General features: G+C 67.0%; 18 protein-coding genes. 14 read left to right on the top strand and 4 right to left on the bottom strand.

The features are described 5' to 3' along the window. Both B1A78_RS15130 and B1A78_RS15125 read right to left on the bottom strand, forming a co-directional pair. Positions 1 to 394, bottom strand: a 394-nt coding sequence (locus B1A78_RS15130) for an ATP-binding cassette domain-containing protein (protein ID WP_144037855.1), incomplete at its 3' end; no start/stop codon positions are given. Positions 395 to 529: 135 nt separating this feature from the next. Beyond that, positions 530 to 1258 (bottom strand): hypothetical protein, encoded by a 729-nt coding sequence (locus B1A78_RS15125; protein ID WP_144037854.1) that lies wholly within the window; start codon positions 1256 to 1258, stop codon positions 530 to 532. Between the two features lie 100 nt (positions 1259 to 1358). On the opposite strand from B1A78_RS15125, the gene B1A78_RS15120 reads away from it, so the two are divergent. The 13 genes from B1A78_RS15120 (at position 1359) to B1A78_RS15060 (ending at position 13484) form a co-directional block, all read left to right on the top strand. Beyond that, a complete protein-coding gene (locus tag B1A78_RS15120; protein ID WP_077147759.1) occupies positions 1359 to 1928 on the top strand; it encodes a GbsR/MarR family transcriptional regulator in 570 nt (189 codons plus the stop codon). Between the two features lie 10 nt (positions 1929 to 1938). Then, entirely contained in the window at positions 1939 to 2610 is a 672-nt protein-coding gene (locus B1A78_RS15115; protein WP_083734204.1) for a DUF4166 domain-containing protein, read from the top strand. Then, positions 2603 to 3013, top strand: a complete 411-nt coding sequence (locus B1A78_RS15110; protein ID WP_077147758.1) for a thiol-disulfide oxidoreductase DCC family protein — start codon at positions 2603 to 2605, stop codon at positions 3011 to 3013. Before B1A78_RS15115 ends, B1A78_RS15110 begins: the two co-directional genes overlap by 8 nt. Positions 3014 to 3023: 10 nt before the next feature. Then, the gene (locus tag B1A78_RS15105; RefSeq protein WP_077147757.1) at positions 3024 to 4679 is read left to right on the top strand and encodes an SDR family oxidoreductase; all 1656 of its coding nucleotides are present in this window, start codon (positions 3024 to 3026) and stop codon (positions 4677 to 4679) included. An 88-nt stretch (positions 4680 to 4767) separates the two neighbouring features. Further along, positions 4768 to 6930 (top strand): prolyl oligopeptidase family protein, encoded by a 2163-nt coding sequence (locus tag B1A78_RS15100; protein WP_077147756.1) that lies wholly within the window; start codon positions 4768 to 4770, stop codon positions 6928 to 6930. Further along, positions 6906 to 8051, top strand: coding sequence for a hypothetical protein (locus B1A78_RS15095; RefSeq protein WP_077147755.1), 1146 nt, complete (start codon positions 6906 to 6908; stop codon positions 8049 to 8051). Before B1A78_RS15100 ends, B1A78_RS15095 begins: the two co-directional genes overlap by 25 nt. A 3-nt stretch (positions 8052 to 8054) precedes the next feature. Next, entirely contained in the window at positions 8055 to 8543 is a 489-nt protein-coding gene (locus B1A78_RS15090) for a GAF domain-containing protein (RefSeq protein WP_077147754.1), read from the top strand. 130 nt (positions 8544 to 8673) lie between these two features. Next, on the top strand, positions 8674 to 9570 hold the full coding sequence (locus tag B1A78_RS15085) for a glycine zipper 2TM domain-containing protein (protein ID WP_077147753.1): 897 nt from the start codon (positions 8674 to 8676) through the stop codon (positions 9568 to 9570). 144 nt (positions 9571 to 9714) lie between these two features. After that, positions 9715 to 10284: a hypothetical protein gene (locus B1A78_RS15080; protein WP_077147752.1), complete on the top strand. Its 570-nt coding sequence runs from the start codon at positions 9715 to 9717 to the stop codon at positions 10282 to 10284. A gap of 197 nt (positions 10285 to 10481) precedes the next feature. Beyond that, a complete protein-coding gene (locus B1A78_RS15075) occupies positions 10482 to 11036 on the top strand; it encodes a hypothetical protein (protein WP_083734202.1) in 555 nt (184 codons plus the stop codon). Positions 11037 to 11106: 70 nt separating this feature from the next. Further along, on the top strand, positions 11107 to 12426 hold the full coding sequence (locus tag B1A78_RS15070) for a M28 family metallopeptidase (protein ID WP_144037853.1): 1320 nt from the start codon (positions 11107 to 11109) through the stop codon (positions 12424 to 12426). Positions 12427 to 12537: 111 nt separating this feature from the next. After that, the gene (locus tag B1A78_RS15065; protein ID WP_077147750.1) at positions 12538 to 12984 is read left to right on the top strand and encodes a PilZ domain-containing protein; all 447 of its coding nucleotides are present in this window, start codon (positions 12538 to 12540) and stop codon (positions 12982 to 12984) included. A 113-nt stretch (positions 12985 to 13097) separates the two neighbouring features. Next, positions 13098 to 13484 carry an endonuclease domain-containing protein gene (locus B1A78_RS15060; protein WP_256838534.1) on the top strand — a complete coding sequence of 129 codons (387 nt, stop codon included), beginning with the start codon at positions 13098 to 13100 and terminating at the stop codon, positions 13482 to 13484. 163 nt (positions 13485 to 13647) lie between these two features. Here the strand turns inward: B1A78_RS15060 and ctrA are convergent, their stop codons facing one another. Both ctrA and B1A78_RS15050 read right to left on the bottom strand, forming a co-directional pair. After that, entirely contained in the window at positions 13648 to 14355 is a 708-nt protein-coding gene (gene ctrA / locus B1A78_RS15055; RefSeq protein WP_056345920.1) for a response regulator transcription factor CtrA, read from the bottom strand. A gap of 214 nt (positions 14356 to 14569) precedes the next feature. Beyond that, a complete protein-coding gene (locus B1A78_RS15050; protein WP_077147748.1) occupies positions 14570 to 15505 on the bottom strand; it encodes a LysR family transcriptional regulator in 936 nt (311 codons plus the stop codon). A gap of 130 nt (positions 15506 to 15635) precedes the next feature. Between B1A78_RS15050 and B1A78_RS15045 the strand changes: the two genes are divergently transcribed. Continuing rightward, on the top strand, positions 15636 to 16206 hold a 571-nt coding region (locus B1A78_RS15045), incomplete at its 3' end, for a pirin-like bicupin family protein (protein WP_077147747.1).

Genomic DNA, 16206 nt, shown 5'->3' with positions numbered 1-16206 from the left:
CGATGCCCGCCGTCAGCCCGACGCGCGCCATCGCCTCGGCAATCCGGCTTTCGAGCATCCAGTCGGCGTCGGCGAGTTCGTCTGCGCTCGCTTCCCCCGCTTCGGCGCGCGCCAGCAAAGCCAGTGCATCGCGCACCGCGAACAGGTCGGTGATCGTCTCGCCGGGGCGCGGCTGCACGCTCTGGCGCAATGTCGCGAGCGTGCCTGACACCGCAACGCTGCCCGCCTGCGGTTCGATCTCGCCCGCGATCAGGCGCAGCAGGCTCGTCTTGCCCACCCCGTTGCGGCCGACGAGCCCCGTCCGCTCGGCGGCGAAGCCGAGGTCGAGGCCGGTGAACAGCGGCTGTGCGTCAGCTATGGTGTAGTGAAGATTGGCGAGGGTAATCGAGGGCATGGGAAACATCCTGCAAGGCAAGGCTCTGGGGCGATGACTTGGTGATGAAATCCATGACGGCTTACTATTCCTGCGAAATCAGGCGGCTAACATAGGCCGCGCGCGCGCAAGCCGCAACCCGCACGCGCCGGGCGGTCAGTCGCCCGGCTTTTCATAAGGCGGCTTGCCGGCGGCAACCGCGTCGCGCTTGTCGCGCAGCGAGCCGCGCATTTCGTCCTCGGGGATGGTCTCGGCGATCGCCGCCGCTTCGTCGAGCAGGGCCTTGTCCTTCGTCATCCAGCCATGATCGTACAGCGCCTCCGCCAGCAGTATTTTTTCGAACCAGTCGTCGGGAAAGGCCTTCACCCGATAGCGGTTCGCCTGCACCCGCATCGCCGACCATTCGGCGAGCCGCGGATCGTCGAAGCGCAGCCCCTGGTCGAAAAGCTGCCCCGCCGCGCCGCGAAATTCGTAATTCTCGCCGATGCCATCTTGCGCGGCAAGCACCGGGCCGAGCAGGCGGACGGTTTCGTCGAGCCAGAGGATTTCCTGCTTCTGCCCCTCGATATCGCTCCATTCGGGGTCATTATGCTGCGCCGCGTAAAAGGCGCCGATGCCCTGCAACGCTTGCAGCGACCGCGCGGTGTCGGGGTCCGATGCGAAGCGCGCTGCCGACGCCTTCGCGCGCGCCTCGATCTTGATGAACGCGTCGCGGATCTGGTCCTTCTGCGTGCTGTAATCGAGAGCGAACGCATCGGAGATCATCTGCCCGATCGCTTCCGCCTCGGCCTCGCCCGCCGCGCCGTCCGCCTGCATCGCCTGCGCAACCGGCGCCGCGCCGATCGCGCCCGCCGCGAGCAAGGCCGCCGCCATCCATGTCCGCATAAAAGCTCCCCCGAAACGGAGCGACCCACGCGCCTGTCTAGCCGCCTTCGCGCCGCGATCCAATATTGACAATATATCCGTCCTGACTATTATTTCTGTCATGACAGAAATTAATGAACATGAGTCGAGACTGTCCCCGGCGGCGACCGAGTTCATCCTCCACTGGGGCAATCTCGGCGGGCAATGGGGGGTCAACCGGTCGGTGGCGCAGATCCACGCCTTGCTGTTCGTGTCCGACCGGCCGCTCCATGCCGAGGAGATCGCCGACCTGCTCGGACTCGCGCGCTCGAACGTCTCGAACTCGATCAAGGAACTGCTCGGCTGGCGGCTGATCGAGCGCGTGCCGTTGCTCGGCGACCGCCGCGATCATTTCACCGCCGAGACCGACATCTGGGAGATGGTCACGCGCATCGCCGCGGGGCGCAAGGCCCGCGAGGTCGATCCCGCCGAGGCGGCGCTGAAGGCCTGCGTCGCGCGTGCCGCGCACGACCCGCAATTGAGTGACGGCGCCAAGGCGCGGCTCGCCGACATGCTCGATTTCGTGACGACGATGAGCCGCTGGCACGACGAGATGCTGAGCGTGCCCAAACCCGCGCTGATGCGGCTGATCAAGCTCGGCGCCGGGGTGACGAAGCTGATCAACTGGCGCCCCGGCAAGGGCAAGCAATAGGAGGCGGGCGATGTGGGGCGGAGCGCAGCGCGAACCGGTCGAAACGATCCCCGCCCCGTCCGCGCGCGCCGATGACGCGCTCGACGATCCGCGCTTCCGCCGCCTCGTCCCCCGCGCCGACTGGGACGCGCTGCCCGGCGACGTCCGGCGCCGTTTCTCCAAGCGCCTGACCGGACAGGCGGTCGCGACCTATGGCGGCGAGATCGTCTGGACGCGCCTCTCCCGCGCCGGCTGGCTGCTCGCGCAATTCTGCCGCCTGATCGGTGCGCCGCTCCCGCTCGCGACGAGCGGCCCCGCCCCCGCGGCGGTCGCGGTGAGCGAGGATCGCCGCAGCGGCGGACAGGTCTGGACGCGCCTCTATGGCCGCAGGGTCGGCCACCCGCAGGTGATCCACAGCGCGAAACGCTTCGCCGGAGCGACGGGGCTCGAGGAGCATATCGGGCGCGGCTTCGGCATGGCGCTCGGAGTGCGCGCCGAGGCCGATGCGCTGATCTTCACCTCGGACCATTATTTCTGGCAAGGCCTCGGCCTGCGGCTGCGCCTCCCGCGCTGGCTCGCGCCCGGCGAGACGGTGGTGACGCACCAGCATCTCGGCAGCGGCCGCTTCGCCTTCGACCTCAAAGTGACCCACGCGCTGCTCGGCGAACTGGTCAACCAGCACGGGCTGTTCCGCGATGGCTGACCCTGCCGCTTCCGACCCGATCATCCTGTTCGATGCCGAATGCATCCTCTGCTCGGCGAATGCGCAGTTCGTGCTGCGCCACGACGTGCCCGGCCGTTTCCGCCTCGCCTCGATCCAGGGCGACACCGGCGCCGCGCTCTGCCGCGCGCATGGCGTCGATCCCGCCGACCCGGTGAGCATGCTTATCGTCGAGGGCGACCGCGTGCGCCGCGACAGCGACGCGGTGCTGTCGATCTACGAAGGCCTCGGCTGGCCATGGCGGTCGATGGCGCTCTTCCGCCTCGTTCCCGCGATGCTCCGCGATCCCGTCTATCGCTGGATCGCGCGCAACCGCTACCGCATCTTCGGGCGTCGCCAGACCTGCTGGGTCGCCCCGCCCGAATATCGCGCCCGCATCCTGTGAAAGAGTGCCCATGAAAATCCTGATCCTCGGCGGCTATGGCGTCTTCGGCGGGCGCCTCGCCGAACTGCTCGCGGACTGCGCCGATCTCGACCTGCTCCTCGCCGGCCGCGACCGCCAACGCGCCGAGGCTTATTGCGCAGCCTATCAGGGTCAGGCGCGGGTCCATCCGCTCGGGCTCGACCGCCGCGATATCGCCGCCGCGCTCGCCGCCCATAAACCCGACCTCGTCGTCGACGCCTCGGGTCCGTTCCAGGATTATGGCGCCGACGCCTATCGCGTGATCGAGGCGTGCATCGCGGCGAAGACCGACTATCTCGACTTCGCCGACGGCGCCGATTTCGTCTTCGGGGTCGATCGCTTCGATGCGGCGGCGAAGGCGGCGGGCGTCTTCATCCTCTCGGGGGTCAGCAGCTTTCCCGCGCTCACCGCCGCGGTGCTGCGCGAGATGGCGAAGACGATCGAGATCCGCAGCGTCGAGGGCGGCATCGCCCCCTCACCCTATGCCGGGATCGGCCTCAACGTCATGCGCGCGGTCGTCGGCTATGCGGGATCGCCGGTGAAGCTGCGACGCGGCGGCCGCGACGGGCATGGCACCGGCCTCGCCGAAAGCCTGCGCTTCACCGTCGCGGTGCCGGGGCAGCTGCCGCTGCGCAACATTCATTTCTCGCTCGTCGACGTCCCCGACCTGCAGGTGTTGCCGCGCGACTATACCGGCCTCACCGATATCTGGATGGGCGCGGGGCCGGTGCCCGAAATCCTCCACCGCATATTGAACCTGCTCGCCAAGGCGCGCGCGGCGCTGCGCCTGCCGTCTCTCGAGCCGCTATCGCCGCTCTTCTATTGGGTGCTCAACCGGATGAAGTTCGGCGAGCATCGCGGCGGCATGTTCCTGCGCGTGCGCGGACTGGCGGGCGGCCAGCCCGTCGAGCGCAGCTGGCACCTGCTCGCCGAGGGCGACGACGGCCCTTATATCCCGTCAATGGCGATCGAGGCGATCGTCCGCAAATTGCGCAAGGGCGAGCGGCCCGCTGCCGGCGCGCGCTCGTCGGCGGATGCGCTGACGCTCACCGATTTCGAGGCGCTCTTCGCCCCGCGGTCGATCCACACCGGCTTTCGCAGCGAGGAGCCGGGCGCGCCCTTCTACCGCCGCATCCTCGGTGCGGCTTTCGATAGCCTGCCGCCGCGCGTGCGCGAACTTCATGCCACCGAAGCGCCGCGCCGCTGGCGCGGCCATGCCGAGGTGCGCCGCGGGACCAACCCGCTCGCGCGCCTCGCCGCCGCGATCATCGGCTTTCCCAAGGCCGCCGCCGCGACCCCCGTCAGCGTCTTCTTCACCCGCGAACCGGGCGGCGAGCGCTGGACGCGCGACTTCGACGGCCGCCAATTCTCGTCGCTCCAATATGAAGGCCGCGGCCGCAATGCGCATCTCCTCGTCGAACGCTTCGGCCCCGCCGCCTTCGCGATGGCGCTCGTCGTCGAGGGCGACCGGCTCACCCTCGTGCCGCGCCGCTGGTCGCTCCTCGGCCTGCCGATGCCGCGCTGGCTGATGCCCTCGGGCCCCAGCTTCGAAACCGACGCCGACGGCAAGTTCCAGTTCAACGTCGACATCCGCCTGCCGCTCGCAGGACTGGTGGTCGCGTACCGGGGCACGCTCGAACCCGCCTGACCGGTTCCAATTCCCCTTGCCCGCCGCATGCCGATGCTTACATATTGGTGAAAGAATATTTCCCCCAGATAATGAGGATCGCCTTGCCATGTCCCGTAAAGCCTTGTCCGCGCCGCTCGCGCTGGTCGCCCTGTTCATGACCCCCGCCGCCGTGCAGGCCGCGGGCGATGCCGCGAGCGCGACCACCCCCGACGCGCTGACCTATCCCGCCACCGAGCGCGGCGACACCGTCGATCCGCAGTTCGGGGTCGATGTCGCCGATCCCTATCGCTGGCTCGAGGACGATGTCCGCGTCAATCCGAAGGTCGCGGCGTGGGTCGCCGACCAGAACAAGGTCACCGACGCCTATCTCGACACGCTGCCCGGTCGCGACGCGTTCAAGGCGCGCATGACCGAGCTTTATAATTACGAACGCTTCGGCCTGCCGCGCAAGGCGGGCACGCGCTACTTCTACACCCGCAACGACGGGCTGCAGCCGCAGTCGGTGCTGTTCGTGCGCGAAGGGCTGAAGGGCGAAGGTCGCGTCCTGATCGACCCCAATGGCTGGGCCAAGGACGGCGCCACCGCGCTCGCCGAATGGACCCCTTCGGAGGACGGCAAATATCTCCTCTATTCGGTGCAGGACGGCGGCACCGACTGGCGCATCGTCCGCGTCAAGGATGTTGCGACGGGCAAGGACCTGTCCGACGAAGTGCGCTGGGTGAAATTCTCGGCGCTCGACTGGGCGAAGGACGGCAGCGGCTTCTATTATTCGCGCTTCCCCGAACCCAAGGAGGGCGAAGCCTTCCAGTCGCTCAACGAAAATCACGCGGTCTATTTCCATCGGCTCGGCACACCGCAGAGCGACGACGTGCTGATTCACGCGACCCCGGACAAGCCCAAGCTCAACAACTCGGGCGTGGTAAGCGACGACGGCAAATATCTGATCGTCGTCGGTTCCGAAGGCACCGACGAACGCTATGGCCTGACGCTCTACCCGATCGGACCGAAGGGCGCGGGCAAGCCGGTCACCTTGGTGAACGACTTCGCGAACAATTGGGAATATGTGACCAACGAGGGCACGCGCTTCACCTTCCTCACCAACAAGGGCGCGCCGCGCCAGCGGCTGGTGTCGATGGACATCAAGAAGCCCGCCGCGCTGACCCAGCTCGTCGGCGAGCAGGCCGCGACCCTGGTCGGCGCCTCGCGCGTCGGGAACCGCATCATCCTCTCCTATCTCGGGGATGCGAAGTCGGAGGCGCGCATGGTCGCGCTCGACGGCAAGCCGGTGGCGAACATCAACCTTGCCGACATCGGCTCGGCGTCGGGCTTCGGCGGCAAGTCGGCCGATCCCGAAACCTTCTACGCCTTTTCCAGCTATGCGCGCCCGACGACGATCTACCGACTCGATACCGCCACGGGCAAAAGCGAGATTTTCGCCGAGCCGAAACTGACCTTCAATCCCGCCGACTTCATCGTCGAGCAGCGCTTCTACACCTCGAAGGACGGCACCAAGGTGCCGATGTTCCTCGTGATGAAGAAGGGCCTCGACCGCAGCAAGGGTTCGCCGACATTGCTCTACGGCTATGGCGGCTTCAACGTGTCGATGACCCCGGGCTTCTCGCCCACCCGCCTTGCCTGGGTCGACAAGGGCGGCGTGCTCGCGATCGCGAACCTGCGCGGCGGCGGCGAATATGGCAAGGCGTGGCATGACGCCGGCCGCCTCGACAAGAAACAGAATGTCTTCGACGATTTCATCGGCGCGGGCGAATATCTGATCGCCGAAGGGATCACCGGCAAGGGCCAGCTCGCGATCGAGGGCGGCTCGAACGGCGGGCTGCTCGTCGGCGCGGTGACCAACCAGCGTCCCGACCTGATCGCCGCGGCGCTGCCCGCGGTCGGCGTGATGGACATGCTGCGCTTCGACCGCTTCACCGCCGGCCGCTATTGGGTCGACGATTATGGCTATCCGTCGAAGGAAGCCGATTTCAAATATCTGCTCGGCTATTCGCCCTATCATAATATCAAGGACGGCACGGCCTATCCCGCGGTGCTGGTGACGACCGCCGACACCGACGACCGCGTCGTGCCCGGGCACAGCTTCAAATATGCCGCCGCGCTCCAGCATGCGCAGGCCGGCGACAAGCCGCACCTGATCCGCATCGAGACGCGCGCCGGCCACGGATCGGGCAAGCCGACCGACAAGATCATCGCCGAAGCCGCCGACAAATATGCCTTTGCGGCCAAATGGACCGGCCTCAGCGTCCAGTAAGGCGCTGGCCCGCGATCACCGCCACCGTCCTGCTCGGGCTGGTGGCGGCGGTCTGGGCCGTGCTCCCCGATGGCAGGGCCGCGCGCGTCGAGCGGATCGCCGACTGCTATGACCCTGCCGCGCTGCCCAAGGTCGAAACGCTCGCCGACGGCCGCAAGGCGATGCGGCTGCGCGTCCTGCTCTGGAATGTCGAAGGCCTGCCCTGGCCGATCCGCAGCGGCCGCGAGCCGAAGCTCGCGAAGATCGCCGACTGGATCGCGAAACGGCGCAAGGCGGGCGACGGCCCCGACATATTGATCCTGCACAAGGCGTTCACACCCGAAGCGTCGCGCATCGCGACCGCCGCAGGCTTTCGCTCGATCCTTCCGGGGCCGGCGGTCGATCGCCCTCGGCACTCGCTCGTTCCCATACCACGCGAAGGTCATGCCGAAGCAGGGCGCTGGTGGAAAGGTGAAGGCGTCGGCAAATGGCTCGATAGTGGCCTCTATGTCGCCACCGACCTGCCGTTGCTCAAGGCCACGCGCGAACAAACCCTGCCCGCTTATGCCAGCGAAGCTTTCTACGCCGGCAGCTGCGCCGGTTACGACTGTCTGTCAAACAAGGGCGGGATGATCGCTCGTCTCGCGCTGCCGGGCGCCCCCCAGCCTCTGACGATCTTCAACACTCATCGCAATTCGCGCGAGCCGTCTGGCGTGAGCGTCGCGCGCGCGGAGGCGGCACATGTCATGCAGACGTTGGAAAACGACGCGCTGCTGCACGCCTTCGACGACAAGGCCGCGCTGATCGCGGCGGGCGACTTCAACAATTATCGCGCGGGCGACAAGACAGGCCGCTTCGCTGGCGATCCTGCCTTCCGACTCGCCGCCAAGGGCCCGCATCTGACTGCCCGCGCCGCGCCGATGACCGACGCCAAGGCTTGGGCGGACGCCTATGACCTCTTTGGTTATCGTTCGTCGGCGGCGCTGACAGTCGAACCGCTGGCGGTCGCCACGCTCTTCGACGGTAAAAATGGCCCTGTTCTTTCGGACCATGCCGCCCAATATGTGACCTTCCGCATCAGCTGGCGCGCCGACGCCAGGCCGGTGCCTGTCGCGCTCAAGACCTGCCCCATCCGAAAGTAACCCATGTCCTTCGCCTTCGCCCCGACCGCTACCACCGCCGACGCCCTCTGGGCCGAAACCGCCGCCGCCGCCGAAGCGCTCGTCGCGGGCGAGCCCGACGGCATCGCCAATATGGCGAATGTCGCGGCGCTGATCTGGCAGGCGATCCCCGACCTCAACTGGGCGGGCTTCTATCGCTTCGACGGCAAGGAACTCGTCCTCGGACCGTTCCAGGGCAAGGCCGCCTGCATCCGCATCCCGCTCGACAAGGGCGTCTGCGGCGCCGCCGCGCGCACCCGCGAAACGCAGCGCGTCGAGGATGTCCACGCCTTCCCCGGCCATATCGCCTGCGACGCCGACAGTCGCAGCGAGCTGGTGGTGCCGATCGTGGCGGGGGACCGACTCGTCGGCGTGCTCGACCTCGACAGCCCGCTGCCGTCGCGCTTCACCGCCACGGATCAGGCCGGTGCCGAAGCGCTGGTCGCGCGCATCGCCGCCGCGCTGGCGGCGTAAACCTGCCCCAAATCGAGACAAAAACGTCAAGGTAAACGGATTCGCGGCTTCGCGTCGATTTTGCTAACAACTTGTTAACCAATGGCCCTCGCCGCCCCCGGCGAGTCCCAAGGAAACAGGGAGTTAGATCATGCGCACCGCCATCCTTCTCGGGCTCGCCGCCGGATCCGTGCTGCTCGCAGGCCAAGCGCACGCCGGTCATGGCGAGCCCAAGCCGCGGCTCGACTATGGCGCGCCCTCGGCGCCCGACACGCGCGTCTACACCGGCTATCCCGACCGCGTGCCGAGCGAGGTCGACTATCGGCAGGTCAATGGCAGCTATGACGCCGAGGGCCGCTGGACCGGCACCTGGGACGGCACCTATGAAGCCCCCGACGGCCGCCGCTACGACGGCCGTTATGAAGGCACGATCGAGGGCACGGGCACCAGCTATGCGCCGCCGCCGCCCGCTTATGATCCCTATTATGACGATCGCGGTTTCGAGGGGCGCGGCGGCCATGCCGGCTATGACCCGCGCTATGACGAAGAAATGGAACGCCGCTGTGGCCGGGGGGGCACGGTCGGCGGTGCGGTTGTCGGGGGCGTTGTGGGGGGCATCGCCGGCAACCGTATCGCGGGGCGCGGCAACCGCACCGAAGGCACGATCATCGGCGGCGCGATCGGCGCAGTGGCCGGCGGCGCGATCGGCAGCGACGCCGACCGCAAGCGCTGCGACGAATGGACCAGCCGCCGCACGAGCTACCAGCATGGCGGCACTTATCAGGGCGGCTACCCTGCGCCGGGCTATTATGGCCAGGGCGGCACCACCGTCTATCAGCAGGGCGGCTATTACCAGGGTGGGGGCTACGGCTATGGCTATTATACCCCGGGGGTCGTCGTGACGACGATCATCACCACCGGCGCGCCGGTGGTGACCGAAACGGTCGAGACGACGACCAAGACCTATTATGAAAATGTCCCGGTCCGGAAGCGCTATGTCGCCAAGAAGAAGTGGAAGCCCCGGCCGAAACCGCGCTGCGCCTGCTGAACCACGGACCAGCCAGGACAGAGGGCCCGCCTTCCGCAAGGAACGGCGGGCCTTTTGCTGCCCGGCCACGCTTCGTCGCGCAGGAAGGGCGGTTCAGCGGCGCGAAAGCATCGCGCCCCTAGATCGCGATGATGGCGGGACCGCGTGGGGCGGCCCCCGCGGTGGGGAAGGATCCTCAATGCGCCGTTTCACCAGTTTCACCGCCGCCGCGGCGGTCGTCATCACCTGGTCGGCCTGTCGGCGGTCCCCGCCGAAGCACGCGGCCGCCATGGCGGCTGGGGCCACCGCGACCGCGACAATATCAGCGCGGGCGAAGTCGTCGGCGGCCTGCTGATCCTCGGCACCATCTTCGCGATCGCCGACGCCGCGAGCAAGGACAAGCAGCAGCGCCGCGAACAGCAATATGAGCCGCCCTATCAGGACGACAGCTATCGCGAGGTCTCGCGCTACGAACCCGAGAACGGTGCCGACGCTGCGCCGCCCGCCGGCGCCTATGGCCGCGGCGAGGCCGAGGCGCGCGCCGCCGACGCGTGCAGCTGGGCGGTCGAGGGCGAGCTTGGCGAAGACGCCCGCGTCGACCGGGTCAACAGCCCGCAGCCGTCGAACGGCGGCTGGTACGTCACCGGCATCGCCTCGCGGCTCGGCGGCGAAACGCAGAGCTTCGGCTGCAGCTACAGCAACGGCCGGGTGACCGACGTCAGCTTCGGCGGCTGATCCGATCCGCCGCAACACAGCCGAAGGGCCGCGTCACCCCCAGGGTGGCGCGGCCCTTCGCTTTTCCACCTGAACCCCCGCTAAACCAAGTCTGAACCCAAGATAAGCGGGGGGTTCAGACCCGCGACACCCCCCTCCTCCTATAAACGAATCAACAGGCGGCGAAACGCGCCCCCTGCGTTGAAGGAGACCGAACCATGGCTATGACCAAGATGACCAAGGCCGCAGTTGGTGCGGCCACCGCCGGCGCATTGATGCTCGGCAGCACCCCCGCGATGGCCCGCGACCGCGACGGCGACGGGATCAGCGCGGGCGAAGTGATCGCCGGCGCCGTTGTCCTCGGCGGCCTCGCCGCGATCCTGTCGAGCGGCGGCAACGACCGTTATGATTCGCGCTACGACGGGCGCTACCGCGACGATTATCGTGGCGATTATCGCGGCGGCGGCCGCTACGACAACGACGCCCGTTACGGCTATGGCTATGACTATAACCGTTATGGCAACAGCCGCAGCGCGGTGAACCAGTGCGTCAATGCCGTCGAACGCGGCAGCCGCCGCTATGGCAACACCGACGTCACCCAGGTGACCAGCATCGATCGCAAGCGCGACGGGTACAAGGTCAAGGGCCGCGTCGTCGTCCGCGACGGCTATGGCGGCCGCTGGGGCCGTGGTGGTTATTACGACCAGGGCAAGTTCAGCTGCGACATCCGCTACGGCCGCGTGCAGGACATCAAATTCTCGGGCCTGCGCTGACCTCATCAAAGCCCCCTCCCGCTTTCGGGAGGGGGCTTTTCTTTATCCGCGGCGCGCCGCATGAAGCGGCATGATCAAACAGAGCCTGCTCGCCGCGCTGCTGCTCAGCGCCGCCGCCCCCGCCTTCGCGAAAGACGAAACCCCCGCCGCAGACCCCGCGCGGCTGCGCGCCGATGTCGAGAAGCTGGTCTCCTTCGGCACCCGCCATACCTTGTCGTCGGCGACCGACGCGAAACGCGGCATCGGCGCCGCGCGCAACTGGGGCGCCGCCGAGTTCGAGCGCATTTCCAGGGCGTGCGGCGGCTGCCTCACCATCAGCCGCATTTCGGATCGCTTCGAAGGACCGCGCGCGCCCGATGGGGTGATCGTCGAAAATGTCCTCGCGATCCAGAAGGGCAGCGGCGACCCCGCGCATGTCATCATGATCGCCGGACATATCGACAGCCGTGTGTCCGAGCCGATGAACTTCACCGCCGACGCCCCCGGCGCCAACGACGACGCGTCGGGCACCGCGCTGGTGATCGAGGCGGCGCGGCTGCTGTCGAAGGACAAGCATCGCGCGACGATCGTCTATGCCCTGCTCTCGGGCGAGGAACAGGGGCTCTGGGGTGGCAAGCTCCTCGCGCGCCATGCGCAGACCGAGGGGTGGCAGGTCGCGGCGCTGCTCAACAACGACATCGTCGGCGGCACCCACGGGCTCGACGGCACGATCGTCGACGACCGCGTGCGCGTGTTCAGCGAGGGCATTCGCGCGTCGGAGGATATCGCGGCGCAGCTCGCGCGGCGCGGCATCGGCGGCGAGGACGACGGCCCGTCGCGCGCGCTCGCCAAGGCGGCGATTCGCGCGGGCGAAGCCAATCCGGCGATCGGCCTCGAAGTCCTCGCGGTGCGTCGCCCCGACCGCTTCCGCCGCGGCGGCGACCATCTGCCCTCGCTCGAACTCGGCTATCCCGCGATCCGCTTCACCGTCGGGGTCGAGGATTATGACCACCAGCATCAGGATTTGCGTACCGAAAACGGCCGCAAATATGGCGACACCGTCGACGAGATGGACTTTCCCTATCTCGCGCGCGTCACCGCGCTCAACGTCGCGCTCGCGCGCGAACTCGCCGACGCGCCGCCGGCGCCCGCCAGCGTCAGCATCGACGGCGCGGTAAGTTCGGACACGACCGTCCAATGGACCCCGGTCAAGGATGCGGCTTCCTATCGCATCCGCTGGCGCCGCGCCGACCGCAGCGACTGGACCGACAGCCGCGTCGTGCCGGGCGATTCGACGCAATATCTGCTGAAGGGCGTGCAGATCGACGACCATTTCTTCGGGGTCGCGGCGCTCTCCGCCGACGGGGCCGAAAGCATCGTCACCTTCGGGGGCCTGCCCGTCCAAAAATGAGACGAGCCGTTGGCGGCGCTATACGATTATTTACCATCTGCGTTTAGGACGGTCGATGGGACCAAAATCGTCGCCTGGAGTGGGATCCGGGCGGCCTGATTTGGGTCGCGCATGTCGTACAACGACGAAATTCCTGCTTCCGAAAGCGCCGAAAAGCGGCAGCCGCGCCAGTCGCGGCTCGTCAAAGGCGCGCTCGAATCCGAACGGTTCGGCCGGTTCGACGTGACGATCCGCAATGTCTCGCAGACCGGCATCGGCGGCCAGGCCCCCTGCGCGCTGACGCGCGGCGAGCGCGTCGCCGTCCACCTGCCCGGCCACCGGCCGATGATGGGAACGGTGCGCTGGGTCGTCGATCATCGCTTCGGCATCGAAACCGACGATGAAATCCGCGTCGAACAGTTGCGCGCGGCGCATGGCGGCGGTGTCCCCGCGGCGGACCAGAGCGTCGAATTCCGCATCATCCCGCCGCCGAAGGACGTCGCCAAACGCCCCGGCCTGTCGCTCGGCGCCGCGTCGCCGGGCAACCGCTATATGAGCGACTGGCGAGCGCGGCGCTAGGTCGGCACGCGACTTCGGAGACTCCCCTCCCTTCTTCAGGGAGGGGGTGGGGGTGGGTTGGCGAGCGTAGCTCGCCGCTCTATCCTTGGTGCATGCATCGCGTGCCGCCCGAGATGACCGAACGCGCCCGACGGCTGCGCCGCGATTCGACTCCCGCCGAGCGCAAACTCTGGCGCCTTCTATCGCGCTATCGACCGGCATTTACACGACAGCTCGTTGTCGGGAATTACATCGTCGATCTAGCGTGCCGAGAGGCCAAATTGGCTGTCGAACTCGACGGCAGCCAGCATCTCTGTCAGCAGGATTATGATGCGCAGCGGACGGCATTTCTGGAAAGTCAGGGTTGGCGGGTTCTTCGTCTTTGGAATTCCGAACTGATGGCTAATCCGGAAGGTGTTGCAGAGTTCGTTCTGTCGCAAACTGCCGAGTGCCTGAACGGCACTCGCCCCCAGCCTGTCGCTCACAAGGAGGGCAGGGTCAGAAAACCTCGGATGCGCTGAAAAAGAAAGGCGAGCTCCGCTCGCCAACCCACCCCCAACCCCTCCCTGAAGAAGGGAGGGGAGATTATTGCGCACCTCGCCTATCCCCAAAACGGGAAAACCGGCGCGGATCGCTCCGCGCCGGCTCCCCCGGTTGTCTCTGGAAAGAAAGAGGCGCCGGGCGTCAGGCGACGCGGCGCACTTCATTTCCTTCTTCGTCGATGTCGCGCAGCACATAGCCGCGGCCCCAGACGGTCTCGATGTAATTTTCGCCGCCGCACGCCAGCGCGAGTTTCTTGCGCAGCTTGCAGATGAAGACGTCGATGATCTTGAGTTCGGGTTCGTCCATGCCGCCGTAAAGGTGGTTCAGGAACATTTCCTTGGTCAGCGTCGTGCCCTTGCGCAGCGAAAGCAGCTCGAGCATCTGATATTCCTTGCCGGTCAGGTGCACGCGGGTCGAATCGACCTCGACCGTCTTGGTGTCGAGATTGACCGCGAGCTTGCCGGTCTTGATGACGCTCTGGCTGTGGCCCTTCGAACGGCGTACGACCGCATGGATGCGGGCGACCAGTTCGTCGCGGTGGAACGGCTTGGTGACATAATCGTCGGCACCGAAGCCGAACGAGCGCACCTTCGAATCCATTTCCGAAATGCCCGACAGGATCAGCACCGGCGTCTGCACCTTGGCAGTGCGGAGTTTCTTCAGCACGTCATAGCCGTGCATGTCGGGCAGGTTCAGGTCGAGCAGGATGATATCGTAATCATAGAGCTTGCCCAGATCCAGGCCCTCTTCCCCCAGGTCGGTCGAATAGACGTTGAAGCCCTCGGTCGTGAGCATCGTGTCGATCGCCTTGGCGGTCGTCGGCTCGTCCTCGATCAGCAATACGCGCATTGATCACCCCTTAACTTCGTCCCCCGAGGGACTGTTTCCCACGATGACCCCGCGACCCGTCCGCGTGACCACCTGGGTTTGCGCCGACGGGACCCCTGTTGCGGGACTGCCGGAACATTAACCATGAAAGCAATGAAGGGAAAAGGTTAATTTTGATTTAACCCGCAGGAATCCACGAGTCGCGGGGATTCCGTGCAACAGTTTCGGCCCGATTTCACCCGGCGGCGAGCGCCAGATGCTGAGCATGGGCGCCGGTGCACGAGCGTTTCAGCGTGTCGACCAGATGGTCGGACAAGGCCTGCACGCGCGCCGGGCGCAGCCGCGATGGTGGCGAAAGAAGGTGAAGATAGGATTGAGGCAGTGACCAGTCGGCAAGGATGCGCACGACCTCGCCCTTCACCAGCGCGTCCTCGGCGATGAAGTCGGGCAGCACCGCGATGCCGCCGCCCGCGATCAGCAGCGGGATCATGACATCGCCATTGTTGGTGAACAGCGGCCCGGTCGGGATCACCGTCGCCTCCTCGCCCGCGCGGTGGAAACGCAGCGGCATCGCCCTTTCGCGATGGCCATAACCGATCAGCCGGTGGCGGCCGAGGTCGAGCGGGTGGCGCGGGGTTCCATGCTTTTCCAGATAGGCGGGGCTCGCGATCAGCGAGGCGGCGACCGGCGCGATCGTGCGCGCGAGCAGGCTCGAATCCTCCATGCTCGCGATTCGCAGCCCCAGGTCGATGCCTTCGGCGACGAGGTCGTGTCGGGCATCGCTCAGCATCACCTCGATCTCGACCGCAGGGTGCATCTCGAGGAAGGCCGCAAGCGGCCCGCCGAGCACCTTGATCCCGAAACTCATCGGCGCCGACAGGCGGATCGGTCCGGCCAGGTCGACCCGGTCGCCGCGCGCCGCCTCGGTCGCCGCGGTCGCCGCCGCAACCATCGCCTGCGCCTCGCCGAGCAGCCCGGCGCCGGCGGTCGATACGGTCACCGTGCGCGAACTGCGATGCAGCAGCGTAATCCCCAGCGACGCCTCGAGCCGCGTCACCGCCTTCGACACGCTCGCCTTCGACAGTCCCAGCGTCGTCGCGGCGGCGGTAAAGCTGCCGCTGTCCGCCACCGCCGCAAAACAGGCCCAGCCTTCATAATCGGGAAGCGCCATACAGGCTCCAGATGGAAACGATAGATTTCCATCTATGCTATTTTAGAAACGATCACCATCGCTATCTTGTCCTCAACAAGACGCATCGCCGGCACCCCGCCAGGCGGAATGCGACAGAAAGGACGACGCCATGATCGACATTCGCAAATTCGACAGCCTCGGCCACGCCAATCATGGCTGGCTCGACGCCCGCCACCATTTCTCCTTCGCGAACTACCATGACCCGAAGCGCATGGGCTGGGGCGCGCTGCGCGTGTGGAACGACGATGCCATCGCGGCGCAGGCGGGTTTCCCCCCGCACCCGCACCGCGACATGGAAATCATCACCTATGTCCGCACCGGCGCGATCAGCCATCGCGATTCGATGGGCAACAGCGGCCGCACCGCTGCGGGCGATGTCCAGGTGATGAGCGCCGGCACCGGCGTGACGCACAGCGAGTTCAACCTCGAGGATGAGGAAACCACGCTGTTCCAGATCTGGATCATGCCCGACCGCGCTGGCGGCAACCCCGGCTGGGGCGCGCGCCAGTTCCCGCAGGCCGACCGCTCGGGCCAGTTCGTGACGCTCGCCAGCGGGATCGAAGGTGACGACGCTCTGCCGATCCGCGCCGACGCCCGCGTCGCGGCGGCGACGGTGAACGCCGGCGAGAAGGTCGCCTATGCCCTCGCCGACGGGCGCCACGCCTATCTGGTCGCCGCCA

The organism is Sphingopyxis sp. KK2 (assembly GCF_001990265.1).
In the GTDB taxonomy this organism is placed as follows: Bacteria; Pseudomonadota; Alphaproteobacteria; order Sphingomonadales; family Sphingomonadaceae; genus Sphingopyxis.
Note: the sequence above shows the minus strand (reverse complement) of the source record. Positions and strands in the feature narration are given on the sequence as shown.

Coding starts and splice junctions, on each gene's coding strand:
- B1A78_RS15125 (WP_144037854.1), bottom strand. CDS start 1,258: ATGCGGACATGGATGGCGGCGGCCTTGCTCGCGGCGGGCGCGATCGGC.
- B1A78_RS15120 (WP_077147759.1), top strand. CDS start 1,359: ATGACAGAAATTAATGAACATGAGTCGAGACTGTCCCCGGCGGCGACC.
- B1A78_RS15115 (WP_083734204.1), top strand. CDS start 1,939: ATGTGGGGCGGAGCGCAGCGCGAACCGGTCGAAACGATCCCCGCCCCG.
- B1A78_RS15110 (WP_077147758.1), top strand. CDS start 2,603: ATGGCTGACCCTGCCGCTTCCGACCCGATCATCCTGTTCGATGCCGAA.
- B1A78_RS15105 (WP_077147757.1), top strand. CDS start 3,024: ATGAAAATCCTGATCCTCGGCGGCTATGGCGTCTTCGGCGGGCGCCTC.
- B1A78_RS15100 (WP_077147756.1), top strand. CDS start 4,768: ATGTCCCGTAAAGCCTTGTCCGCGCCGCTCGCGCTGGTCGCCCTGTTC.
- B1A78_RS15095 (WP_077147755.1), top strand. CDS start 6,906: ATGGACCGGCCTCAGCGTCCAGTAAGGCGCTGGCCCGCGATCACCGCC.
- B1A78_RS15090 (WP_077147754.1), top strand. CDS start 8,055: ATGTCCTTCGCCTTCGCCCCGACCGCTACCACCGCCGACGCCCTCTGG.
- B1A78_RS15085 (WP_077147753.1), top strand. CDS start 8,674: ATGCGCACCGCCATCCTTCTCGGGCTCGCCGCCGGATCCGTGCTGCTC.
- B1A78_RS15075 (WP_083734202.1), top strand. CDS start 10,482: ATGGCTATGACCAAGATGACCAAGGCCGCAGTTGGTGCGGCCACCGCC.
- B1A78_RS15070 (WP_144037853.1), top strand. CDS start 11,107: ATGATCAAACAGAGCCTGCTCGCCGCGCTGCTGCTCAGCGCCGCCGCC.
- B1A78_RS15065 (WP_077147750.1), top strand. CDS start 12,538: ATGTCGTACAACGACGAAATTCCTGCTTCCGAAAGCGCCGAAAAGCGG.
- B1A78_RS15060 (WP_256838534.1), top strand. CDS start 13,098: ATGACCGAACGCGCCCGACGGCTGCGCCGCGATTCGACTCCCGCCGAG.
- ctrA (WP_056345920.1), bottom strand. CDS start 14,355: ATGCGCGTATTGCTGATCGAGGACGAGCCGACGACCGCCAAGGCGATC.
- B1A78_RS15050 (WP_077147748.1), bottom strand. CDS start 15,505: ATGGCGCTTCCCGATTATGAAGGCTGGGCCTGTTTTGCGGCGGTGGCG.